Raw genomic sequence first — 14,997 nt, 5'->3', positions numbered from 1 at the left:
GTACGGTCGGGCATGACCTCCGAAGTGATCGCGAAGGCGAGATACCCAGGCGGCACTGCGGTAGCCCGGCGGACGACCGCGGACCGAGTGCGGGCGTGGATCGCGCTCCTGCTGTCCGCGATACCGTCCGCGGCGTCGATAACGGTATTGCTCTACGGACTCGGCCGCGCGCTCGGCGTCGATGCGCCCGGCGCGCTGCCGGTGGCCTGGTTTCTGGTGTGCATCTGCTGGTGTGTGGTGTGTGTCCGGGCGCCGGAACGGCGATGGTTGTTGCGTGTATTCCGGCTGCGGCCGCCGACGTCCGACGAACAGCCCGCGCTGGGCGCCGCGTGGGAGAAGGTCGCACACAAGGCCGGAGTGCCGGCGTCGGCCTACACACTGTGGGTGCAGGAAGCGGATCGGCAGTTCGTGGTGCCGGACCGGATGATCACCACTACTCCGGAATGGCTGCGGCGACTCCAGCCGCGGGAGTTGGAAGCTGTGCTCGCGCATCAACTCGCGCAACGGGTGCAGGGTCGAGCGACGTTCTGGCAGTTGATATTTCGGCACTACAACCTGCCCGTGGTCTGGATCGAGCGGGCGTTGCTTTCGGGGTTGGGGCTGATCGCCGTCGGCGAGGCGATCGCACGGCGGTTGCCCGCGCGGAGTTCCCGAGTCTTCGCCATCGGCTGGACGGTGTTCAGCCGGGGCCTCGTCGCGTGCCCGGCGGTCGCGGCCGCCACCGTGATCATCGGCCTCGCGCCCGCGCTGCTGCTGCGGGTGACGCCTGAGCTCGCGGCGCTGGCGGTGCGGCCGATCGTTGCCCGCTGCGCATACCGGTCCGATCGAATCGTGGTCGATCTCGGCTACGGGCCGGAGCTCGGCAGCGTGCTACAGCACACCGACGTGCCGCATCCCGTGCAGACGCCACTCACTCCGCTGACAGTTTCGCTGTTCGCGCCGAAAACCGCACCCGGCAAAAGAATTCGGCGAATTCGCGATCGGCTGGACGAGCTGGCGCGGCGATGGAATCCGCCGCCGTCGTAGGCGGCCGTCAGACCTGTTCGCCCCGCTCCCGCCGCCGGTCCAAGTCACTCTGCCGAGCGGCTTCCTGGCGGCGGGCTTCGGCCCGCTGCTGTTCGGCCCGCTCGCGCAGGCCGCGCAGGAATGCCGCGTCGGCCTCCGGATCCTGGGCGACATAGCGGCCCGGCCGGTCGTACTCGGCGTAGCTGGTCGTCGACCGCGGACCGGTCTCGTTGATCGGGCGGCCCGCGAAGAGCCAGAGCAGCGCGCCGATAGTGGGCAGCAAGATCACCACAACCAGCCACCCCATCTTGGGCAGATGGCGAATGCCCACGTCAGGGCAGGTAATAATGTCGATCAAGCAGTAAACCCACAGCGCAAGGGTCAACAAACCCACCACCGCGTAAGGCATTGATTTCTCCTCGTACGCCGGCCAGCCAACAACCCGTTCGTGTGGCGATTCGCGACGAATCTCCCCCAACCGGCCCGGACATTCGCCTGCCCGCAACTGGCACTTCCTGAACTATTCGACCGACCCCGATCAACCCCCGCGGCCGCGCCACCGCACACCCTATCCGACCCCCGAACTTTCGCACCCCGAGTGCGATGCGCATCTCATCCCACCACGCGCCGACTGCTACGCGACCGGCCATCCCCGTCTTCGATGCCGAAACGGAGACGTCGGTCACTCCTGCCGCAACTGTCCCCGCGTGGCTAACGGGTCTGCGGGACTTTGACTCCGCCGGGCAAGGTTTGCGTCGCGGCCGAGGTGTAGTCGGCTTGGACTTTGTAGTAGCGCTCGGTGGGGCCGTAGGCGGCGTAGAAGGCGAAGCCGCGGGGACCGGGGCCTGCGAAAGGGGCTCCGTTGACGAAGCGGGTCAAGGTCGGATCGAGCGCAGGGAACGAGTCGGCGGTGTAGCGGGCGGGGAAGCAGATTCGCTGGATGGTCGGTGTTGTCCAGTTGAAGGTTGCGTATACCGTGTAAGGCCAAGCGAGAGCGGATAATTCGTTCGGGTCGGCGGCGACGAAATCGAGTTCGTGCAGGATCGTGGCGATGTCGGTGGTGGTGAGTTGGCCCGGTCGCAGGATCTGGGTGTACAGGTTCAGGGTTCGGTTGACGAAATCGGCTGCCATCAACGCGATTTCGCCGCCACCCCACTGATTCAACTGTTCGGCATGGGCGCGTGCCGATTCCGGTATGCCCGAAAAGTCCATTATCCGGTCCACGCTGATCAATTCCGGGAAGGCGGTCCAGATCTTCTGGACGCCGGTATCGACGGCGAGGTCAACACCCCAGTTCACCGGCACGGCGGCCGACACCTGTGCGAGCAGTTCTTCCATCGGATGGCCGTCGAAATGCAGCAGTCCTGCCTTGCGCAGTTTGCCGACCGGATCTGTCGCCGCCGGTAGATTCATGAACCGAGCACTGACCTGTCGCACCTGCGGCGGATGCGTGGTTGTTCGCACGGCGAGCCACGCCTCGGCCCACACGTCGGTCAGCGCGTCCAACACCGCGTCGACAACCGCGGGGTCGTAACCGGTTTCGGCTAGCCGCGCGAACTCGCGCAGATCGTGCCGAAGGATTGCTGCTGTCACGCCGGACGCGCTCATAGACCATCACCTCAAAGTGCAACAGGCAGTGCAGGTGTGGGACCTATTCACGATAGCGCTCGCCGCGGTCACGCGGAGGCGGACCAGCAATCAACCCAGCAAACGCACCGCGCGACTCGCCCTTACGGGAACTGCGAGGTGGTGATTACGCCTTCGACGCCCGCCGGTTGCGCCGTGCGAGTGGGCAACACGGGGGTTGCGGTGTCGCTGTACCGACGCTTGACCATCGCCGCGGCCTGCTCTGGGGTTTCCGGGCGCCACGGACGGGTCGACAGCTTTTCCAGCACGCAGATCAGCAGCATCTGCCTGGTGCGGGTGACCGGATGGCAGTTCATGCCCGCCTGGCCGAAGCCCTCGCCGGCCGGTGCGCGATCCTCCACCGGCACGGTCTCGGTGAGCAGCCAATACAGTTCGGGTCCGAGCAGCACGGATTCGCCGTTGCTGTCGTTGAACCAGCGGACCGAGTACTCGATCAGCAGTTCCGCGATCGGCCCGCTCTGGCGCAGCGCGTCAACGAAGCGCGGCAAACCCCCGCTACCTTCGGTGTTGCGCTGAATGAGGGTCGCGATTCGATCCGCGACCTCACGTAGCTGTGTGATGTCTTGGTCCGGCCACTGCGGCGACGTCATCAATTCTCCTAACACGTGCGATGGCGGTTTTCGCCGACTCTGCCCGTTCCCCGTCACCCGGCAAGAATTCAGCACCATTCGGCAGTTGTCAATGGCGCATCAATAGCCGAATGGTATTACTAATCGGCCCGGCCACGCCGGTGACGAATTGCGCCGAAATCGCTTGAACCGCAACTCGCTTCACCTTTACGCCCTACGAAACACTATGCGGAACCACGCATGTTTTCGTTTGTCCAGTACTAATTCGTGCACCGGGCTCGGCAACTATCGGAGTTTGCCGAGCGTTGCCCGCAGTGGTTCGGAGGTTTTCGCGACGCGCTTGCGGTCAGGCGTCGGGGCGCGCGATATCGCCGCGCCAAGCACTCGTTTCGTGGCCTTCGCTTTCGATGAACTGCTTGAAGCGCTGCATATCGCCGTGTATGCGGTGCTGCAGCACACCGAGCAGGTCGGCTGCGGTTTCCACGAAACCTTCGGGGTCGACGTCCATCTGGGCGGTGATCCTGGTCTGGTTGTCGCTGAGGCGGTGGAAGGTGATCACGCCCGCATGCTGCGGGCCCGAGTCGGATTTCCACGCGACCCGTTCGTCGGGGTGCTGTTCGGTGATGGTCGCGTCGAATTCGCGGGTCGCCGGTCCGACGTGGATGCGCCAGTGCGTGTGCTGGTCGTCGAGCTGCCGTACCTCTTCGACGCCCTCCATGAACTGCGGAAACGACTCGAACTGCGTCCACTGGTTGTAGGCGGTGCGGACCGGTACCTCGACGTCTACGGTGGCGGCCAAGGTGCTCATAGGTACCCCTTTCCTTGCTCGACCCGCTGGATCGAGCCCTTCGACAGTCGCTTTCGGCGACTCGGTCGGAGGTCGCATTACCCGGGCGGTCCGTGCGGAAACCGCCTCGGGACTTGTCGTATACCGAACGGGTGAGCCGAGTTTGCACCGCGACGCGGCGGGTAGATCGCAGGCGACCATATCCCCCGGCTCGAAAGGTTGACTCCCATGCAGGTCACGCGCGGTGCTCTCCTGATTCGACTCGATGACAACGACTCGGCGATGTTGCGGGTCAAAGCGGTTCGCTACGCCCCGGTCCCCTATGCCGAGGTCGAGCCGATCGGCGGCGGCCAGCGAAGCACTGTGCTGTTGGCCGAGGTGGAGCGTGAATTCCGGGTCGAGCCGGGCGTGCTAGCCGTCGATGGGTAACGCGACGACCGCTCGACACGGTGTGGTCCCGCTCGCTCGAGCGGGACCACAGCAGTGCGCGATTACTTCTTGCCGCCGAGCGCCTGGGCCAGTTGACTTTTCGTCATCTTGGAACGGCCCTTGATGCCGCGTTGCCGGGCCTCGTTGTAGAGCTGGTCGCGGGTCGGCCCTTTGGGTCCGCGGCGGCCCGAGCGCTCGCCGCCGCGTTGCTGCGGCGACTTGTCCTGTAGCGATGTGCGGCTGGCGGTTTTCGTCTGACCTGCCTGCGCACGATTCTTGTTGACCGTGCGTGCCGCGATTTCCTTGGCCCGGCGGCTGCTCGCGCCTTGCGATTTTTCCGAGTCCCGGACGTGCTCGTACTGACGTTCCTGCTTGTCGGTCCATTCCTTGGGCATGATCACACCTCCTGCTCGCCGGATAACCCGCGCGCCGGACTACAAACCAGCTGGGATTATTTGCCACTCGAATTCATGGATCAGTGAGCAGGGCGGGCGTATGACCGAATTGTCCGGCCTATCGGTCCTGCGCGTGCCCGCGGTCGCCACCCGAGCTGGATCGGCCGGTCAGTTGACGGCGGCGATGATTCGACGACGACCGTATTGCCAGATTGATTCCGCGGTCCGGAATCCGGCGGTACGCAACGCCTGTACGTGCTGCTCGTAGGTCGCGCCACTGTCCGCTGGATGTTCCCAGCGGCGGTTGTCACGTTCGGCGACCGCGGTCGCCAATTCCGGCTCGGCGGTGACCGCCGCCCACCACTCCACCCAGCCCTCGCGGTCGCCGACACCTTCGCGTTCGATCTGCCGGGTACCGATCGCGGTGTGGAGTAGGTCGATAGCTGTTGCGGCCGTGGCCATATCGTCGCCGTTGAGCAGGATGCCGCCGGGGCGGAGCAGCTTGGCGGACTGCGCGTAGAGCGCGGCGAGCTGGTCGGGGTAGAGCCAGTGCAGTGCGGTGGTGCTGACGATCGCGTCGATCGGCTCGCTCGGCAGCGCGGCCGCCCAGGCCGGATCGGCGAGGTTATGGTCGACGAGTTCGAATCCGTAAGCCGTGCGGGCCAATTCGAGCAACACCGGATCGGCGTCGACGCCGATGACGCGGGCCCGCGGCAACCGTTCGCGAATGCGGGCGCCGAGCGACCCCGGCCCGCAGGCGACGTCGAGCACGAGCGGGTCCGGGCGGTCGGCGTTCGCGGCGACGGCGTCCGCGATCACCGCGAACATGATCTCGCGATCGGGCAGATAGCCCTCCTGCTGGCGATCCCAGCGGTCGATCCAGGTCCGGGCGAGGGTGGGTGTGAGCGACATGAGCAACTCCCGTTACTGTCATACTGTTCAACGACAGTAACGACTGTAGCGAAAGTGAGGTGACTGATCAAGTGCGTTTAGACAGTCACACCTTGGGTGTCGTCGAAGACGGGGTCGACCTGGTGAACGCCGCTGTGCCCGGCGAACGCCGCGGCAGGCCGTACCCGCCGGCGGCCGACAGCGCGGAACTGCTCGAACGATTGGACAACGTCGTCTCGGCGGCCTACGGCTATCACGTCCAGCCCGCGGATGCGGAAGACCTGGCCCGGGCCGCCGAGCAGCTGTGGCAGGTGTTCAACGCGGTCGCCGACGATGACATGGACGCCGCCGCCGCGCAGGTCAATGCGCTGATCATCGAATATGGCGCCAGGCCAACACTTTTCCGGCGCGACTCACAGCCGTGGCACCTGCATTTCCACTCCGCGGATGCCGCACTGACGGCCGGCATCGCCGCGGCCTGCGCCGTCGGCCTCGCCTTCGTGCTCGGCAGCGAACACGCCGATCGGATCGGCATCTGCTCAGCGGACCACTGCGACCGCGTCTACCTGGACACTTCCCGCAACGGCACCAAGCGCTTCTGCAGTACCGCATGCCAGAACCGTGCCAAGACAGCGGCTTTCCGAGCACGCCGGGCATCGAGCTAGGCCATCAAGGTCTCGCGAGCGATCCGCTCCTGCCCGTTTCGATCTCGGTGACCGTAATACTGGTCAAGTCCGGCCAAGGGTGGTTTTGTCTGTCTTCCAGCATCCGGTTGGAGCGAAAGGCCTTGGTATGTCCGTCGATTACCCAACGGAGACCGGCACCGCCGTGCAGGTGGTCAAGCTCGGAGCCCACATCGGCGCACGCATCGAGGGCATCCGCCTAGGCGGTGACCTGGACGCACAGACCGTGGCCACCCTCCGCGCGGCCCTCAACGAGCACCAGGTGATCTTCTTTCGCGGCCAGCAGCACCTGACCGAGGACGGGCAGTACGAGTTCGCCGAACTGCTCGGCACGCCGACCACCCCGCACCCGACCCTCACCTCCGCGGGCGTGAAGACCCTCGCCATCGATTCCCACCACGGTCGTTCCAACGTGTGGCACACCGACGTCACCTTCGTCGATCGCGTCCCGAAGGCCTCGATCCTGCGCGCGGTCACGCTGCCCAGTTACGGCGGCTCGACCACCTGGGCCTCGACCGTCGCCGCGTACAACTCGCTGCCGGAACCGCTGAAACGGCTGGCCGAGAGCCTGCGCGCGCGGCACACCAACCAGTACGACTACGCCGCGGACACCGAGGAACGCCTGGACGAAGGCACCAAGGCCTACCGCCGCGAGTTCGAGTCCACCTACTTCGAAACCGAGCACCCGGTCGTGCACGTGCACCCGGAAACCGGTGCGCGCGCCGTGCTGCTCGGCTGCTTCGTGAAGCAGCTCGTCGGCGTGTCCAGCAGCGAATCGCACGCGCTGTTCCGGCTGTTCCAGGACCGGGTGACGCGCTTGGAGAACACTGTCCGCTGGGACTGGTCACTCGGCGATGTCGCGATGTGGGACAACCACGCCACCCAGCACTACGCCATCGACGACTACGACGGCAGCGAACACCGCAGGCTGACCCGCATCACGTTGGCGGGCACCATTCCCGTCGGCGTCGACGGCTCGTCGAGCACCGTGATCGCGGGCAATGCGGAGTACTACTCGGCCGTCGAGCAGGCGGCATAGCCTTCCGCCGTCGCGTAAGTAATTGTCACCGCGATTCCTGCGCCGCGCGTCGTCCAGAGCCGATCGCGCGGCGTCGATTACTCTTTGACGGCTCGCGCCCGGTCACTACGCACAAACAGGTAACCGACTTCGCCTGACGATGGGAAACGCGTGAATTTATGGAACTACGTCCGGGGACGAGGCGAATTTCTGACGTTCCTCACGTATCAGCATGCCTCCCTGGCATTTCAGACGGTGCTGGTCGGAACCGTCGTGGCGGTCCTCGTCGCCGTCGCGGTATATCGGCTTCCGCTGGCGTCCGCACTCACCCTGACCTCTAGCCGAGTCGCATTGACGATTCCGTCGCTCGCATTGCTCGCACTGCTGCTGGTCCCATTCGGACTCGGCGTTGTGCCGTCGTTCCTCATGCTGGCGTTTTTCGCCGCGCTACCGGTGATCGGCAACGCGATCGTCGGCCTGCGGTCGGTGCCCGCGTCGGTGATCGAATCCGCGCGCGGCATCGGCTTTTCGCGCTGGCGCATTCTGCTGACCGTCGAATTGCCGATCGCCTGGCCGGTGATCCTCACCGGCATCAGGGTGTCCACTCAGATGATCGTCGGCGTCGCGGCCATCGTCGCCTATGTCCTCGGTCCGGGTCTCGGATCGCTGATCTTCAACGGGCTGTCCCGGCTCGGTGGCGCGAACGCCATCGAAATGGCGCTGACCGGCACCATCCTCATCGTCCTCATCGCGTTGGTGTTCGACGCGCTCCTCGTCCTGCTCGGACGCCTCACGATCGCAAAGGGACTGTCATGACAGATGTGACCAGCCGGCCCGCGCCGTCCGCGGAGCGCAATGTGACCGGTGCGCCCATCAAGCTGGACGCGGTCGTCAAGCGGTATCGCGGCCAGGACGCACCTGCGGTCAAGCGGCTCGACCTGGAGATCGAGGCGGGTGAGATCGTCGCGTTCGTCGGGCCGTCCGGGTGTGGCAAGACGACGACGCTCAAGATGATCAATCGGTTGATCGAGCCGACCGAGGGGCGGATCTTCATCGGCGGGCGCGATGTCACCCGGGAGGATCCGGACAAGCTGCGGCAGTCGATCGGGTACGTCATCCAGTCCGGTGGGCTGTTCCCGCACTGGACGGTCGCCAAGAACGTGGGCGCTATCCCGCGGGTACTCGGGTGGGACAAGAAACGGATCGCCGAGCGCACCGAGTACCTGCTCGATCTGGTCGGGCTCGACCCGGGGACCTTCGCCGACCGGCTGCCCAAGGATATGTCCGGTGGTCAGCAGCAGCGGGTCGGCGTCGCGCGGGCGCTCGCGGCGGATCCGCCGGTGTTGCTGATGGACGAACCGTTCGGCGCGGTCGATCCGATCACCCGGGTTCGCCTGCAGGACAGTCTGATTGCGATTCAGCACGAACTCGGCAAGACGATCGTGGTGGTCACGCACGACTTCGAGGAGGCCACCAAGCTCGGGGACAAAGTGCTCATCCTGTCCGAGGGCGGGCACATCGAGCAGTACGCGCGGCCGGAGGAGATCCTGACCGATCCGGCCACGCCGTTCGTGGAGGAGTTCGTCGGGTCCGGCGCGAAGTTGGCGTATCTCACCGTGTCGCGAGTGCGAGATGTGGAGTACGACAAGGTGATTACCGCCCGGGTCGGTGAGTCGGCGCAGGCGGTGATCGGGCGCGCGAAGGCGGCCGGGCACACCTGGATAGTGGTTGTCGACGAGGCGGGGCGGCCGCGGTCGTGGCCGTCGCTCGCGGAGGTGGCGACGAAACCGGAGGTTTCCGACTTTCTCGATCGGCGCCTGCCGGTTGTCGCGCGCTCCTCGACGCTCAACGACGCCCTCGATGCCATGCTCGCGGCCAGTCAGGGAGCCGCGCTGGTCACCGACGGTCGCGGCGCGGTGGTCGGGTCGCTCAGTATCGGGTCGGTGACCGAGACGATTCAGGCCAAGCTCGCCGAAGTGCGCTCGGAGGAGGCCGATCTCTCGTACGAAACCTATGTCGACGGAACCGATCCGGCGCCGACGCCGGTGGTGGCGGCCGACGAGGAACCCGGATCGGCGGAGCCGTCATGAGTCGCCGGGTGCCGATCGACGTGTGGTTCGAGCCGATCATCATCGGCGTTATCGGTATCGGGTATTTCCTCTGGTATCGGTCGACGACGTTCACCCCGACGGAGAAGGCGTCGCTCGGGTGGGACAACCTGCAGACCACGATCCTCGCGCACATCAAGCTGACCGTGGTGGCGACACTGATCGTGGTGGTGGTCGCGATTCCGTTGGGTATCGCGTTGACCCGGCCCGCGTTGCGGCGGCTCGAGCCGATCGCGGTGAATGTCGCCAACATTGGTCAGGCGGCACCCGCGGTCGGGTTGCTGGTCTTGTTCACGTTCTGGTTGGGCACCGGATTCCGTACGGCGATAGTCGGTTTGGTGGTGTACGCGATCTTGCCGATCCTGCAGAACACGATCGTCGGGTTGCGGCAGGTGGATCACCGCACGATCGAGGCGTCGCGTGGGATCGGCTACTCGGGGACTCGGACGTTGTTCCAGGTCGAGTTGCCACTGGCGGTGCCGGTGATTCTCAACGGAGTTCGCACCGCGCTGGTCATTTTGGTCGGTACCGCGACGCTGAGCACATTCATCGGGGCGACCAGCCTGGGCACGCTGATCACCACCGGCGTCACGCTGTTCCTGCCCAAGCTGCTCATCTCCGGCGCGATCCTCGTCGGGCTGCTCGCGTTGATCATCGACTGGCTCGGCAGACTCGTCGAACTCGCCGCGACGCCGCGAGGCATCTCATGAAATCGACACGAGTCCAACGGGTTACGCTGATTTCCGGGCTGGTCGTAGCATTGCTCGCCGGGTGTGGCCTGGTGAGCTCGTCCGGGACGTTCCACGAGGCGCGGCTACCGGACGGTCAGCAGCCGCTGGACGGCGCGAAACTGGTCGTCACGTCCAAGAGCTTCACCGAGGGTGTCCTGCTCGGCAAGATCACCGCCACCTACCTGGCCGCAGCGGGCGCGGAGGTCAAAGACCTCACCGGCGCACCGGGTTCCGCATCGTCTCGACAGGCTCAACTCAACGGTGACGCCGATATTCTCTGGGAGTACACCGGCACCGGGTGGGTCAACTATCACAACGAGACCGAGACGATCGCGGATCCGACCGAACTGTGGCAGCGGGTGCACGAGATCGAGAAGCGCGAGAACAACCTGGAGTGGTTGCCGCCCGCGAACTTCAACGACACCTACGCGTTCGGCGCGTCGACGCCGAATGCCGAACGGCTGCAGGTGAAGTCGCTGTCCGATGTGGCGCGGCTTCCGGTGCCCGATCGGACGTTCTGCGTGGACGACGAATTCTTCAGTCGCTCGGATGGTTTCATTCCGATGTTGCAGAAATACGGGATTCCGTACAACGATCCGAACGGTGTGCCGTCCGGCAACGTTACTCGAATGGACGCCGGTGTCGTCTACACCGCGACCGCCAAGGGTGCGCCTTGCAATTTCGGCATGGTCTACACCACCGACGGTCGCGTCAAGAACCTGAATCTCGTTGTCCTGGACGATGACAAGAAGTTCTTCCTGCCCTACAGCGGCACGGCGGTCGTGCGTAGCGTCATCATCGATCGTTACCCGCAGCTGCGAGGCCTGATCGGCACCATCTCCGAACATCTCACCGATCAGCTGATGCAGGAGCTCAACGGTCGCGTCGATATCGACGGGGAGGATCCGGCCGACGTCGCTTACGACTGGCTGAAGAAAGAGAAGCTGGTCGCATAGGGGGTCAGGGTTGTCCCGGAGGCGAATACCGCTCTCCGGGGTGACGACCCACGCGGTGAGCGCTGCCTACTGTGCCTACATGACCGAAGATCAGCGGGTGGGATCGTCGCTGCTGGCGCCGGACCGGCGTAACACGGCCCGACGGGGTATCGGCGTCTTCCTTGTCGCCCTGGTCGCATTGTCCGCCCCCGCCATGGTTTTCGCGGTCGTCGCGCGCAATGACATCGGGATTCTCTTGCTCATGTGGGCGCCGGGTCTGGCGGCGTTGATCGCCCGGTTGATCCTGCGGGAGGGGTTCGGCGACATCTCGTTGCGGTGGGGTGGCCGGCGCAGCTGGTGGGCGTTCGTGATCGCCCTCGGCTATCCGGTCGCCGTCGGGGCCGCCGCGTACGGCGTCGGATGGGCGAGCGGGCTCGTCGACTTCATCTCCCCCGCAGGCACTTCCAGCGGATGGGGTGCTTTCGCCGGGGACCTGCTCATCGGCACCACACTCGGTACCGCGGTCGGGCTGGTGTTCGCGCTCGGTGAGGAACTCGGGTGGCGCGGTTATCTGCTCACCCGGCTCATCGAAGCCGAGATCCCCCGGCCGATCTTGGTGAGCGGATTGATCTGGGCGGCTTGGCATTTGCCGTTGATCGTCGGTGGCAGTTACCTGACCGGCAACGGTGGGTCCATGCCGGTCATCGCCGTGCTCTTCGTCGTACAGGTGACCGTGGTGTCGTATGTCTTCGCCCGGCTCCGGCTCGATACCGGGAGCATCTGGCCGGCTGTCGTACTGCACGCGTCCTGGAACAGCGTCATCCAGACCGTGTTCGATCCACACACCTCCGGATCGGAAGCCTGGCTGTGGCTCGGCGAGCAGGGCGTGCTGACGTTGGCCGCCAACGTGATCGGTGCCGTCATCCTCTGCCGGCGTCCCGGCAGATTGCTACGGCAACCGTCGACGTAACCTCAGTTCGACGAGGGATCCGCGGCCGGAGTCAGCAGCACCAGCGGGATCTCGCGAGTCGTCCTCTTCTGATAACCGGCGTACCCCTTCGCCGCGGCCACCACCCGCGGCCACAACGCGGCCCGCTCCTCGGCATCGGCGACCCGCGCGATCATCGGCACGCGCGGTCCACTGCGCACCGACACCAAGACATTCGGGTTGTCGCGGGCATTCAGGAACCACGCCGGATGTTGCGGGTCACCGCCGCGCGAGGCCACCACAACGTAGGTGTCCCCGTCGATGATCGGCGCCGTCAGCATCACCGCGTGCTCACGCCCCGACTTACGTCCCGTCGTCACGAGCTCGACCGACGACATCCCACCGAACTCATTACCCACCTTGCCGCAGGTGACCTTCAACAACACTCGATGCGCGGTGTTCATCGTCTTGAGAGCGAAATCCGAGGGCATGAGATCCTTCTCCGGTAATCGGAACCAAGCTCTGACGCTGCCCAGCGTACCTCCGGTACCACATACCCGCGCAACAAGGTCGCGGCCTTTGCGGCCGGCTCGCGGTCACCACGCCGGCGGCTAGTCCGCATTCCGGTGCGGAGTGCCGGTGTGGAAGACGGGCCAGCCGATTTCGGTGCGCCACAAGGAGGTATCGGCAGTTTCGGCCTGACCGACCGGGTAGTACTCGCGGACGGGACCGGGCACGCCGAGGGCGTGGCGGGTGACGTAGGTGGCGAGCGTGGCATAGGAGCGATCGACGCCGATCGCGGTGCGTAGCTCGACACCGGTCGCGTCGGGGGCCGGGTGGATCAGCAAGTTGCGCAGGTCGTCGACGGCGCGCTGGGTGCGGCCGAGTTGGCTTTGCAGTCGATCCAGGTGCGCCACAATCCGCGCATTGCGGAGGCCCGGGTCGCGGCTCGCCAGTATTGCCTGGATCTCCTCCAGCGGCATGTCCAGGTCACGGAACCGCCGGACCACCTGTGCGACAGACAGTTGTTCGGCCGTATAGCGGCGATAACCGGTATGCGGATCGACCTCGGCGGGCGCGAGCAGTCCGATCTGGTGATAGTGCCGCAGCGTCTTGACGGTCAAGTGGGTGGCGCGGGAGAAGTCGCCGATGGACAGATACGCGGTCATAACCGCCATTGTGGAGTCTCCCCCTGCGGGAGAGTCCTCCGCACCAACGGGATTGACTGTCCGGCTGCCGCAGCGCCGAGGGTGATGTCAGCGGCCAGGACGCCTCGGTCGCAAATATCTCGCTGATTCTAGACACCGAAGGAATTCCCCATGACCGCCCTGACCACCACCGACGGCACCACCCTGTTCTACCGGGACTACGGGACCGGCCGACCGGTCGTCTTCGTGCACAGCATGCTGATGAGCAGCGACATGTGGCAGCACCAGATGCTGCACTTGGCCGAACACGGCCATCGCGCCATCGCCTACGACCGCCGCGGTCACGGTCGATCCGACGACCCCGGCCGCGGCTACGACTTCGACACTCTCGCCGACGATCTGGCTGCGCTGCTGGATCGGCTCGACCTCACCGAGGTCACCCTCGTCGGTCACTCGATGGGCGGCGGTGAGGTGATCCGCTATCTCACTCGCCATGGCGCGCAGCGCATTTCCCGCATCGCGCTCGTCGGCGCGACCGCACCGCACCTCAGCGTCGATCCACCGCTGGCCGACGCGCTGCTCGACCAGTTGCGCACCGACTACGGCAGGTGGGTGGCCGGCAATGCCGCCTTGTCCTTCGGCAACGACCTGCCCGGCTGCGACATTCCGCAACTCGAACAGGAGGCGACCATTCGCGACTGGATGCGGGTCTCGCTACACGCGGCGGTGGAATGCACCCGCGCCAACCTGGCCGCCGACTTTCGCGCCGAAGCGCGGGTGATCACCGTGCCGACGCTGGTGCTGCACGGCGATCACGACGCGTTCGCACCGCTGGAGACCTGCGGGCGGCGCTCGGCTGAGCTGATCCCCGACAGCAAGCTCGTCGTCTACGAAAACGCCGCACACATGGTGCACCTGTCGCACCGCGCGCGGCTCAACGAGGATCTGCTGGCGTTCGCCGGTTCGGCACGCGGCTGACTACACGGTCTTGCCGCTGGACGACTGGACGGACGCGTGGGCGGCGAGGCCGTCGGCCATCTGCTGCATCACGCGCTTCATGATGCGCTGCAGCAGCCAGCCCAATCCCCAACGGGCGGTGTAGGTTCCGTACCAGTGGATGACCGTGCGGCCGTCGGGTGCGGGGACGAGGTCGATGACGGCGCTGTAGTTGCGCAGGGCCCAGTTGAAGGCGTCCTCGTAGGTCATCCGGTTGCCCTCGTCGAGCCCGGTCAGGCGCTCGCCGGTCACCATTCGTCCGATGCGGAACGCGCGAACCGAACCGACCGGGTCGCGACCGTCGGGATCGAGACCGCTGGAACGCTTGGTATCCAAGGCGTCGACAACGGACCACACTGGCCACGTGCGTGCGTCGGCGAGGAGGGGCCAGATGTCGCCCGGTGCTGCTGTCGTGGTCGCGGTCGCGTCGTAGCTCTGCATGACGGGAGTCCCTTCGTTCACTGCCGTGCGTCCCCGTGGCGCGGTTCGCGGGCGCAGGGCACGCGAAAGCTGTTGCGCCAGTCCGAAACTATGCGACGCGGCCGGTCAAGGGCCATGCGCTGAATTGCCGACCTTGCGGTCATATCTTGCGGTACACCGACGGGGCGGACACCGATCCGACTGACGAAGGCCGGCGACAGCGCTCCCGGACTGGCGAAGCCGCAACGCTCGGCGATCTGTTCGATGGTAAAGGTTCCCTTTGGTGAACGGCTGCCGCGCCTGCTCG

The 14,997-nt window shown here is 65.7% G+C and carries 19 protein-coding genes; 10 read left to right on the top strand and 9 right to left on the bottom strand.

Going from position 1 to position 14,997, the window contains the following annotated elements; all coding sequences use genetic code 11:
* The first annotated feature begins 12 nt into the window (after positions 1-12).
* Positions 13-1,026 (top strand): hypothetical protein, encoded by a 1,014-nt coding sequence (locus ACFWF1_RS10960; protein ID WP_379281602.1) that lies wholly within the window; start codon positions 13-15, stop codon positions 1,024-1,026.
* A gap of 7 nt (positions 1,027-1,033) precedes the next feature.
* Here ACFWF1_RS10960 and ACFWF1_RS10955 read toward each other — a convergent pair whose 3' ends face one another.
* From ACFWF1_RS10955 to ACFWF1_RS10940, 4 genes are all read right to left on the bottom strand, one after another.
* Positions 1,034-1,414 (bottom strand): PLD nuclease N-terminal domain-containing protein, encoded by a 381-nt coding sequence (locus ACFWF1_RS10955; RefSeq protein ID WP_379281601.1) that lies wholly within the window; start codon positions 1,412-1,414, stop codon positions 1,034-1,036.
* Between the two features lie 302 nt (positions 1,415-1,716).
* Positions 1,717-2,613, bottom strand: coding sequence for an aromatic prenyltransferase (locus tag ACFWF1_RS10950; RefSeq protein WP_379281600.1), 897 nt, complete (start codon positions 2,611-2,613; stop codon positions 1,717-1,719).
* Between the two features lie 122 nt (positions 2,614-2,735).
* Positions 2,736-3,242: a hypothetical protein gene (locus ACFWF1_RS10945; protein WP_379281599.1), complete on the bottom strand. Its 507-nt coding sequence runs from the start codon at positions 3,240-3,242 to the stop codon at positions 2,736-2,738.
* Between the two features lie 325 nt (positions 3,243-3,567).
* The gene (locus ACFWF1_RS10940) at positions 3,568-4,029 is read right to left on the bottom strand and encodes an SRPBCC family protein (RefSeq protein ID WP_379281598.1); all 462 of its coding nucleotides are present in this window, start codon (positions 4,027-4,029) and stop codon (positions 3,568-3,570) included.
* 207 nt (positions 4,030-4,236) lie between these two features.
* Here ACFWF1_RS10940 and ACFWF1_RS10935 point away from each other — a divergent pair, with 207 nt between their 5' ends.
* Positions 4,237-4,437 carry a hypothetical protein gene (locus tag ACFWF1_RS10935; RefSeq protein ID WP_379281597.1) on the top strand — a complete coding sequence of 67 codons (201 nt, stop codon included), beginning with the start codon at positions 4,237-4,239 and terminating at the stop codon, positions 4,435-4,437.
* 62 nt (positions 4,438-4,499) lie between these two features.
* On the opposite strand, the gene ACFWF1_RS10930 is transcribed toward ACFWF1_RS10935, so the two are convergent.
* Together ACFWF1_RS10930 and ACFWF1_RS10925 are read right to left on the bottom strand one after the other, a co-directional pair.
* Entirely contained in the window at positions 4,500-4,832 is a 333-nt protein-coding gene (locus tag ACFWF1_RS10930; protein ID WP_379281596.1) for a plasmid stabilization protein, read from the bottom strand.
* 168 nt (positions 4,833-5,000) lie between these two features.
* Complete coding sequence (locus ACFWF1_RS10925; protein WP_379281595.1) at positions 5,001-5,744, bottom strand: class I SAM-dependent methyltransferase; 744 nt, start codon at positions 5,742-5,744, stop codon at positions 5,001-5,003.
* 71 nt (positions 5,745-5,815) lie between these two features.
* Between ACFWF1_RS10925 and ACFWF1_RS10920 the strand changes: the two genes are divergently transcribed.
* From ACFWF1_RS10920 to ACFWF1_RS10890, 7 genes are all read left to right on the top strand, one after another.
* Entirely contained in the window at positions 5,816-6,388 is a 573-nt protein-coding gene (locus tag ACFWF1_RS10920) for a CGNR zinc finger domain-containing protein (protein ID WP_379281594.1), read from the top strand.
* Positions 6,389-6,515: 127 nt separating this feature from the next.
* The gene (locus ACFWF1_RS10915; RefSeq protein ID WP_379281593.1) at positions 6,516-7,445 is read left to right on the top strand and encodes a TauD/TfdA dioxygenase family protein; all 930 of its coding nucleotides are present in this window, start codon (positions 6,516-6,518) and stop codon (positions 7,443-7,445) included.
* A 150-nt stretch (positions 7,446-7,595) separates the two neighbouring features.
* Positions 7,596-8,240, top strand: coding sequence for an ABC transporter permease (locus ACFWF1_RS10910; protein WP_379281592.1), 645 nt, complete (start codon positions 7,596-7,598; stop codon positions 8,238-8,240).
* Positions 8,237-9,514: an ATP-binding cassette domain-containing protein gene (locus ACFWF1_RS10905; RefSeq protein ID WP_379281591.1), complete on the top strand. Its 1,278-nt coding sequence runs from the start codon at positions 8,237-8,239 to the stop codon at positions 9,512-9,514. Before ACFWF1_RS10910 ends, ACFWF1_RS10905 begins: the two co-directional genes overlap by 4 nt.
* Entirely contained in the window at positions 9,511-10,242 is a 732-nt protein-coding gene (locus ACFWF1_RS10900) for an ABC transporter permease (protein ID WP_379281590.1), read from the top strand. Before ACFWF1_RS10905 ends, ACFWF1_RS10900 begins: the two co-directional genes overlap by 4 nt.
* Positions 10,239-11,219, top strand: coding sequence for a glycine betaine ABC transporter substrate-binding protein (locus ACFWF1_RS10895; RefSeq protein ID WP_379281589.1), 981 nt, complete (start codon positions 10,239-10,241; stop codon positions 11,217-11,219). Before ACFWF1_RS10900 ends, ACFWF1_RS10895 begins: the two co-directional genes overlap by 4 nt.
* Before the next feature lie 79 nt (positions 11,220-11,298).
* Complete coding sequence (locus ACFWF1_RS10890) at positions 11,299-12,168, top strand: type II CAAX prenyl endopeptidase Rce1 family protein (RefSeq protein ID WP_379281588.1); 870 nt, start codon at positions 11,299-11,301, stop codon at positions 12,166-12,168.
* A gap of 2 nt (positions 12,169-12,170) precedes the next feature.
* Here the strand turns inward: ACFWF1_RS10890 and ACFWF1_RS10885 are convergent, their stop codons facing one another.
* Together ACFWF1_RS10885 and ACFWF1_RS10880 are read right to left on the bottom strand one after the other, a co-directional pair.
* Positions 12,171-12,617, bottom strand: a complete 447-nt coding sequence (locus ACFWF1_RS10885) for a nitroreductase/quinone reductase family protein (RefSeq protein ID WP_379281587.1) — start codon at positions 12,615-12,617, stop codon at positions 12,171-12,173.
* Between the two features lie 120 nt (positions 12,618-12,737).
* Positions 12,738-13,295, bottom strand: coding sequence for a MerR family transcriptional regulator (locus ACFWF1_RS10880; protein ID WP_379281586.1), 558 nt, complete (start codon positions 13,293-13,295; stop codon positions 12,738-12,740).
* A 150-nt stretch (positions 13,296-13,445) separates the two neighbouring features.
* Here ACFWF1_RS10880 and ACFWF1_RS10875 point away from each other — a divergent pair, with 150 nt between their 5' ends.
* Complete coding sequence (locus ACFWF1_RS10875; protein ID WP_379281585.1) at positions 13,446-14,252, top strand: alpha/beta fold hydrolase; 807 nt, start codon at positions 13,446-13,448, stop codon at positions 14,250-14,252.
* Here the strand turns inward: ACFWF1_RS10875 and ACFWF1_RS10870 are convergent, their stop codons facing one another.
* Entirely contained in the window at positions 14,253-14,732 is a 480-nt protein-coding gene (locus ACFWF1_RS10870) for an SRPBCC family protein (protein WP_379281584.1), read from the bottom strand. It abuts the gene before it with no gap.
* Positions 14,733-14,997: the final 265 nt, after the last annotated feature.

Source organism: Nocardia sp. NPDC060255, from assembly GCF_042727395.1.
In the GTDB taxonomy this organism is placed as follows: Bacteria; Actinomycetota; Actinomycetes; order Mycobacteriales; family Mycobacteriaceae; genus Nocardia.
This window is presented reverse-complemented; position numbering and strand designations above follow the sequence as displayed.

What these genes read in the sequence shown, in the direction of transcription:
- ACFWF1_RS10960 (WP_379281602.1), top strand. Translation starts at nt 13, where the DNA reads ATGACCTCCGAAGTGATCGCGAAGGCGAGATACCCAGGCGGCACTGCG.
- ACFWF1_RS10955 (WP_379281601.1), bottom strand. Translation starts at nt 1,414, where the DNA reads ATGCCTTACGCGGTGGTGGGTTTGTTGACCCTTGCGCTGTGGGTTTAC.
- ACFWF1_RS10950 (WP_379281600.1), bottom strand. Translation starts at nt 2,613, where the DNA reads ATGAGCGCGTCCGGCGTGACAGCAGCAATCCTTCGGCACGATCTGCGC.
- ACFWF1_RS10945 (WP_379281599.1), bottom strand. Translation starts at nt 3,242, where the DNA reads ATGACGTCGCCGCAGTGGCCGGACCAAGACATCACACAGCTACGTGAG.
- ACFWF1_RS10940 (WP_379281598.1), bottom strand. Translation starts at nt 4,029, where the DNA reads ATGAGCACCTTGGCCGCCACCGTAGACGTCGAGGTACCGGTCCGCACC.
- ACFWF1_RS10935 (WP_379281597.1), top strand. Translation starts at nt 4,237, where the DNA reads ATGCAGGTCACGCGCGGTGCTCTCCTGATTCGACTCGATGACAACGAC.
- ACFWF1_RS10930 (WP_379281596.1), bottom strand. Translation starts at nt 4,832, where the DNA reads ATGCCCAAGGAATGGACCGACAAGCAGGAACGTCAGTACGAGCACGTC.
- ACFWF1_RS10925 (WP_379281595.1), bottom strand. Translation starts at nt 5,744, where the DNA reads ATGTCGCTCACACCCACCCTCGCCCGGACCTGGATCGACCGCTGGGAT.
- ACFWF1_RS10915 (WP_379281593.1), top strand. Translation starts at nt 6,516, where the DNA reads ATGTCCGTCGATTACCCAACGGAGACCGGCACCGCCGTGCAGGTGGTC.
- ACFWF1_RS10905 (WP_379281591.1), top strand. Translation starts at nt 8,237, where the DNA reads ATGACAGATGTGACCAGCCGGCCCGCGCCGTCCGCGGAGCGCAATGTG.
- ACFWF1_RS10900 (WP_379281590.1), top strand. Translation starts at nt 9,511, where the DNA reads ATGAGTCGCCGGGTGCCGATCGACGTGTGGTTCGAGCCGATCATCATC.
- ACFWF1_RS10895 (WP_379281589.1), top strand. Translation starts at nt 10,239, where the DNA reads ATGAAATCGACACGAGTCCAACGGGTTACGCTGATTTCCGGGCTGGTC.
- ACFWF1_RS10890 (WP_379281588.1), top strand. Translation starts at nt 11,299, where the DNA reads ATGACCGAAGATCAGCGGGTGGGATCGTCGCTGCTGGCGCCGGACCGG.
- ACFWF1_RS10885 (WP_379281587.1), bottom strand. Translation starts at nt 12,617, where the DNA reads ATGCCCTCGGATTTCGCTCTCAAGACGATGAACACCGCGCATCGAGTG.
- ACFWF1_RS10880 (WP_379281586.1), bottom strand. Translation starts at nt 13,295, where the DNA reads ATGACCGCGTATCTGTCCATCGGCGACTTCTCCCGCGCCACCCACTTG.
- ACFWF1_RS10875 (WP_379281585.1), top strand. Translation starts at nt 13,446, where the DNA reads ATGACCGCCCTGACCACCACCGACGGCACCACCCTGTTCTACCGGGAC.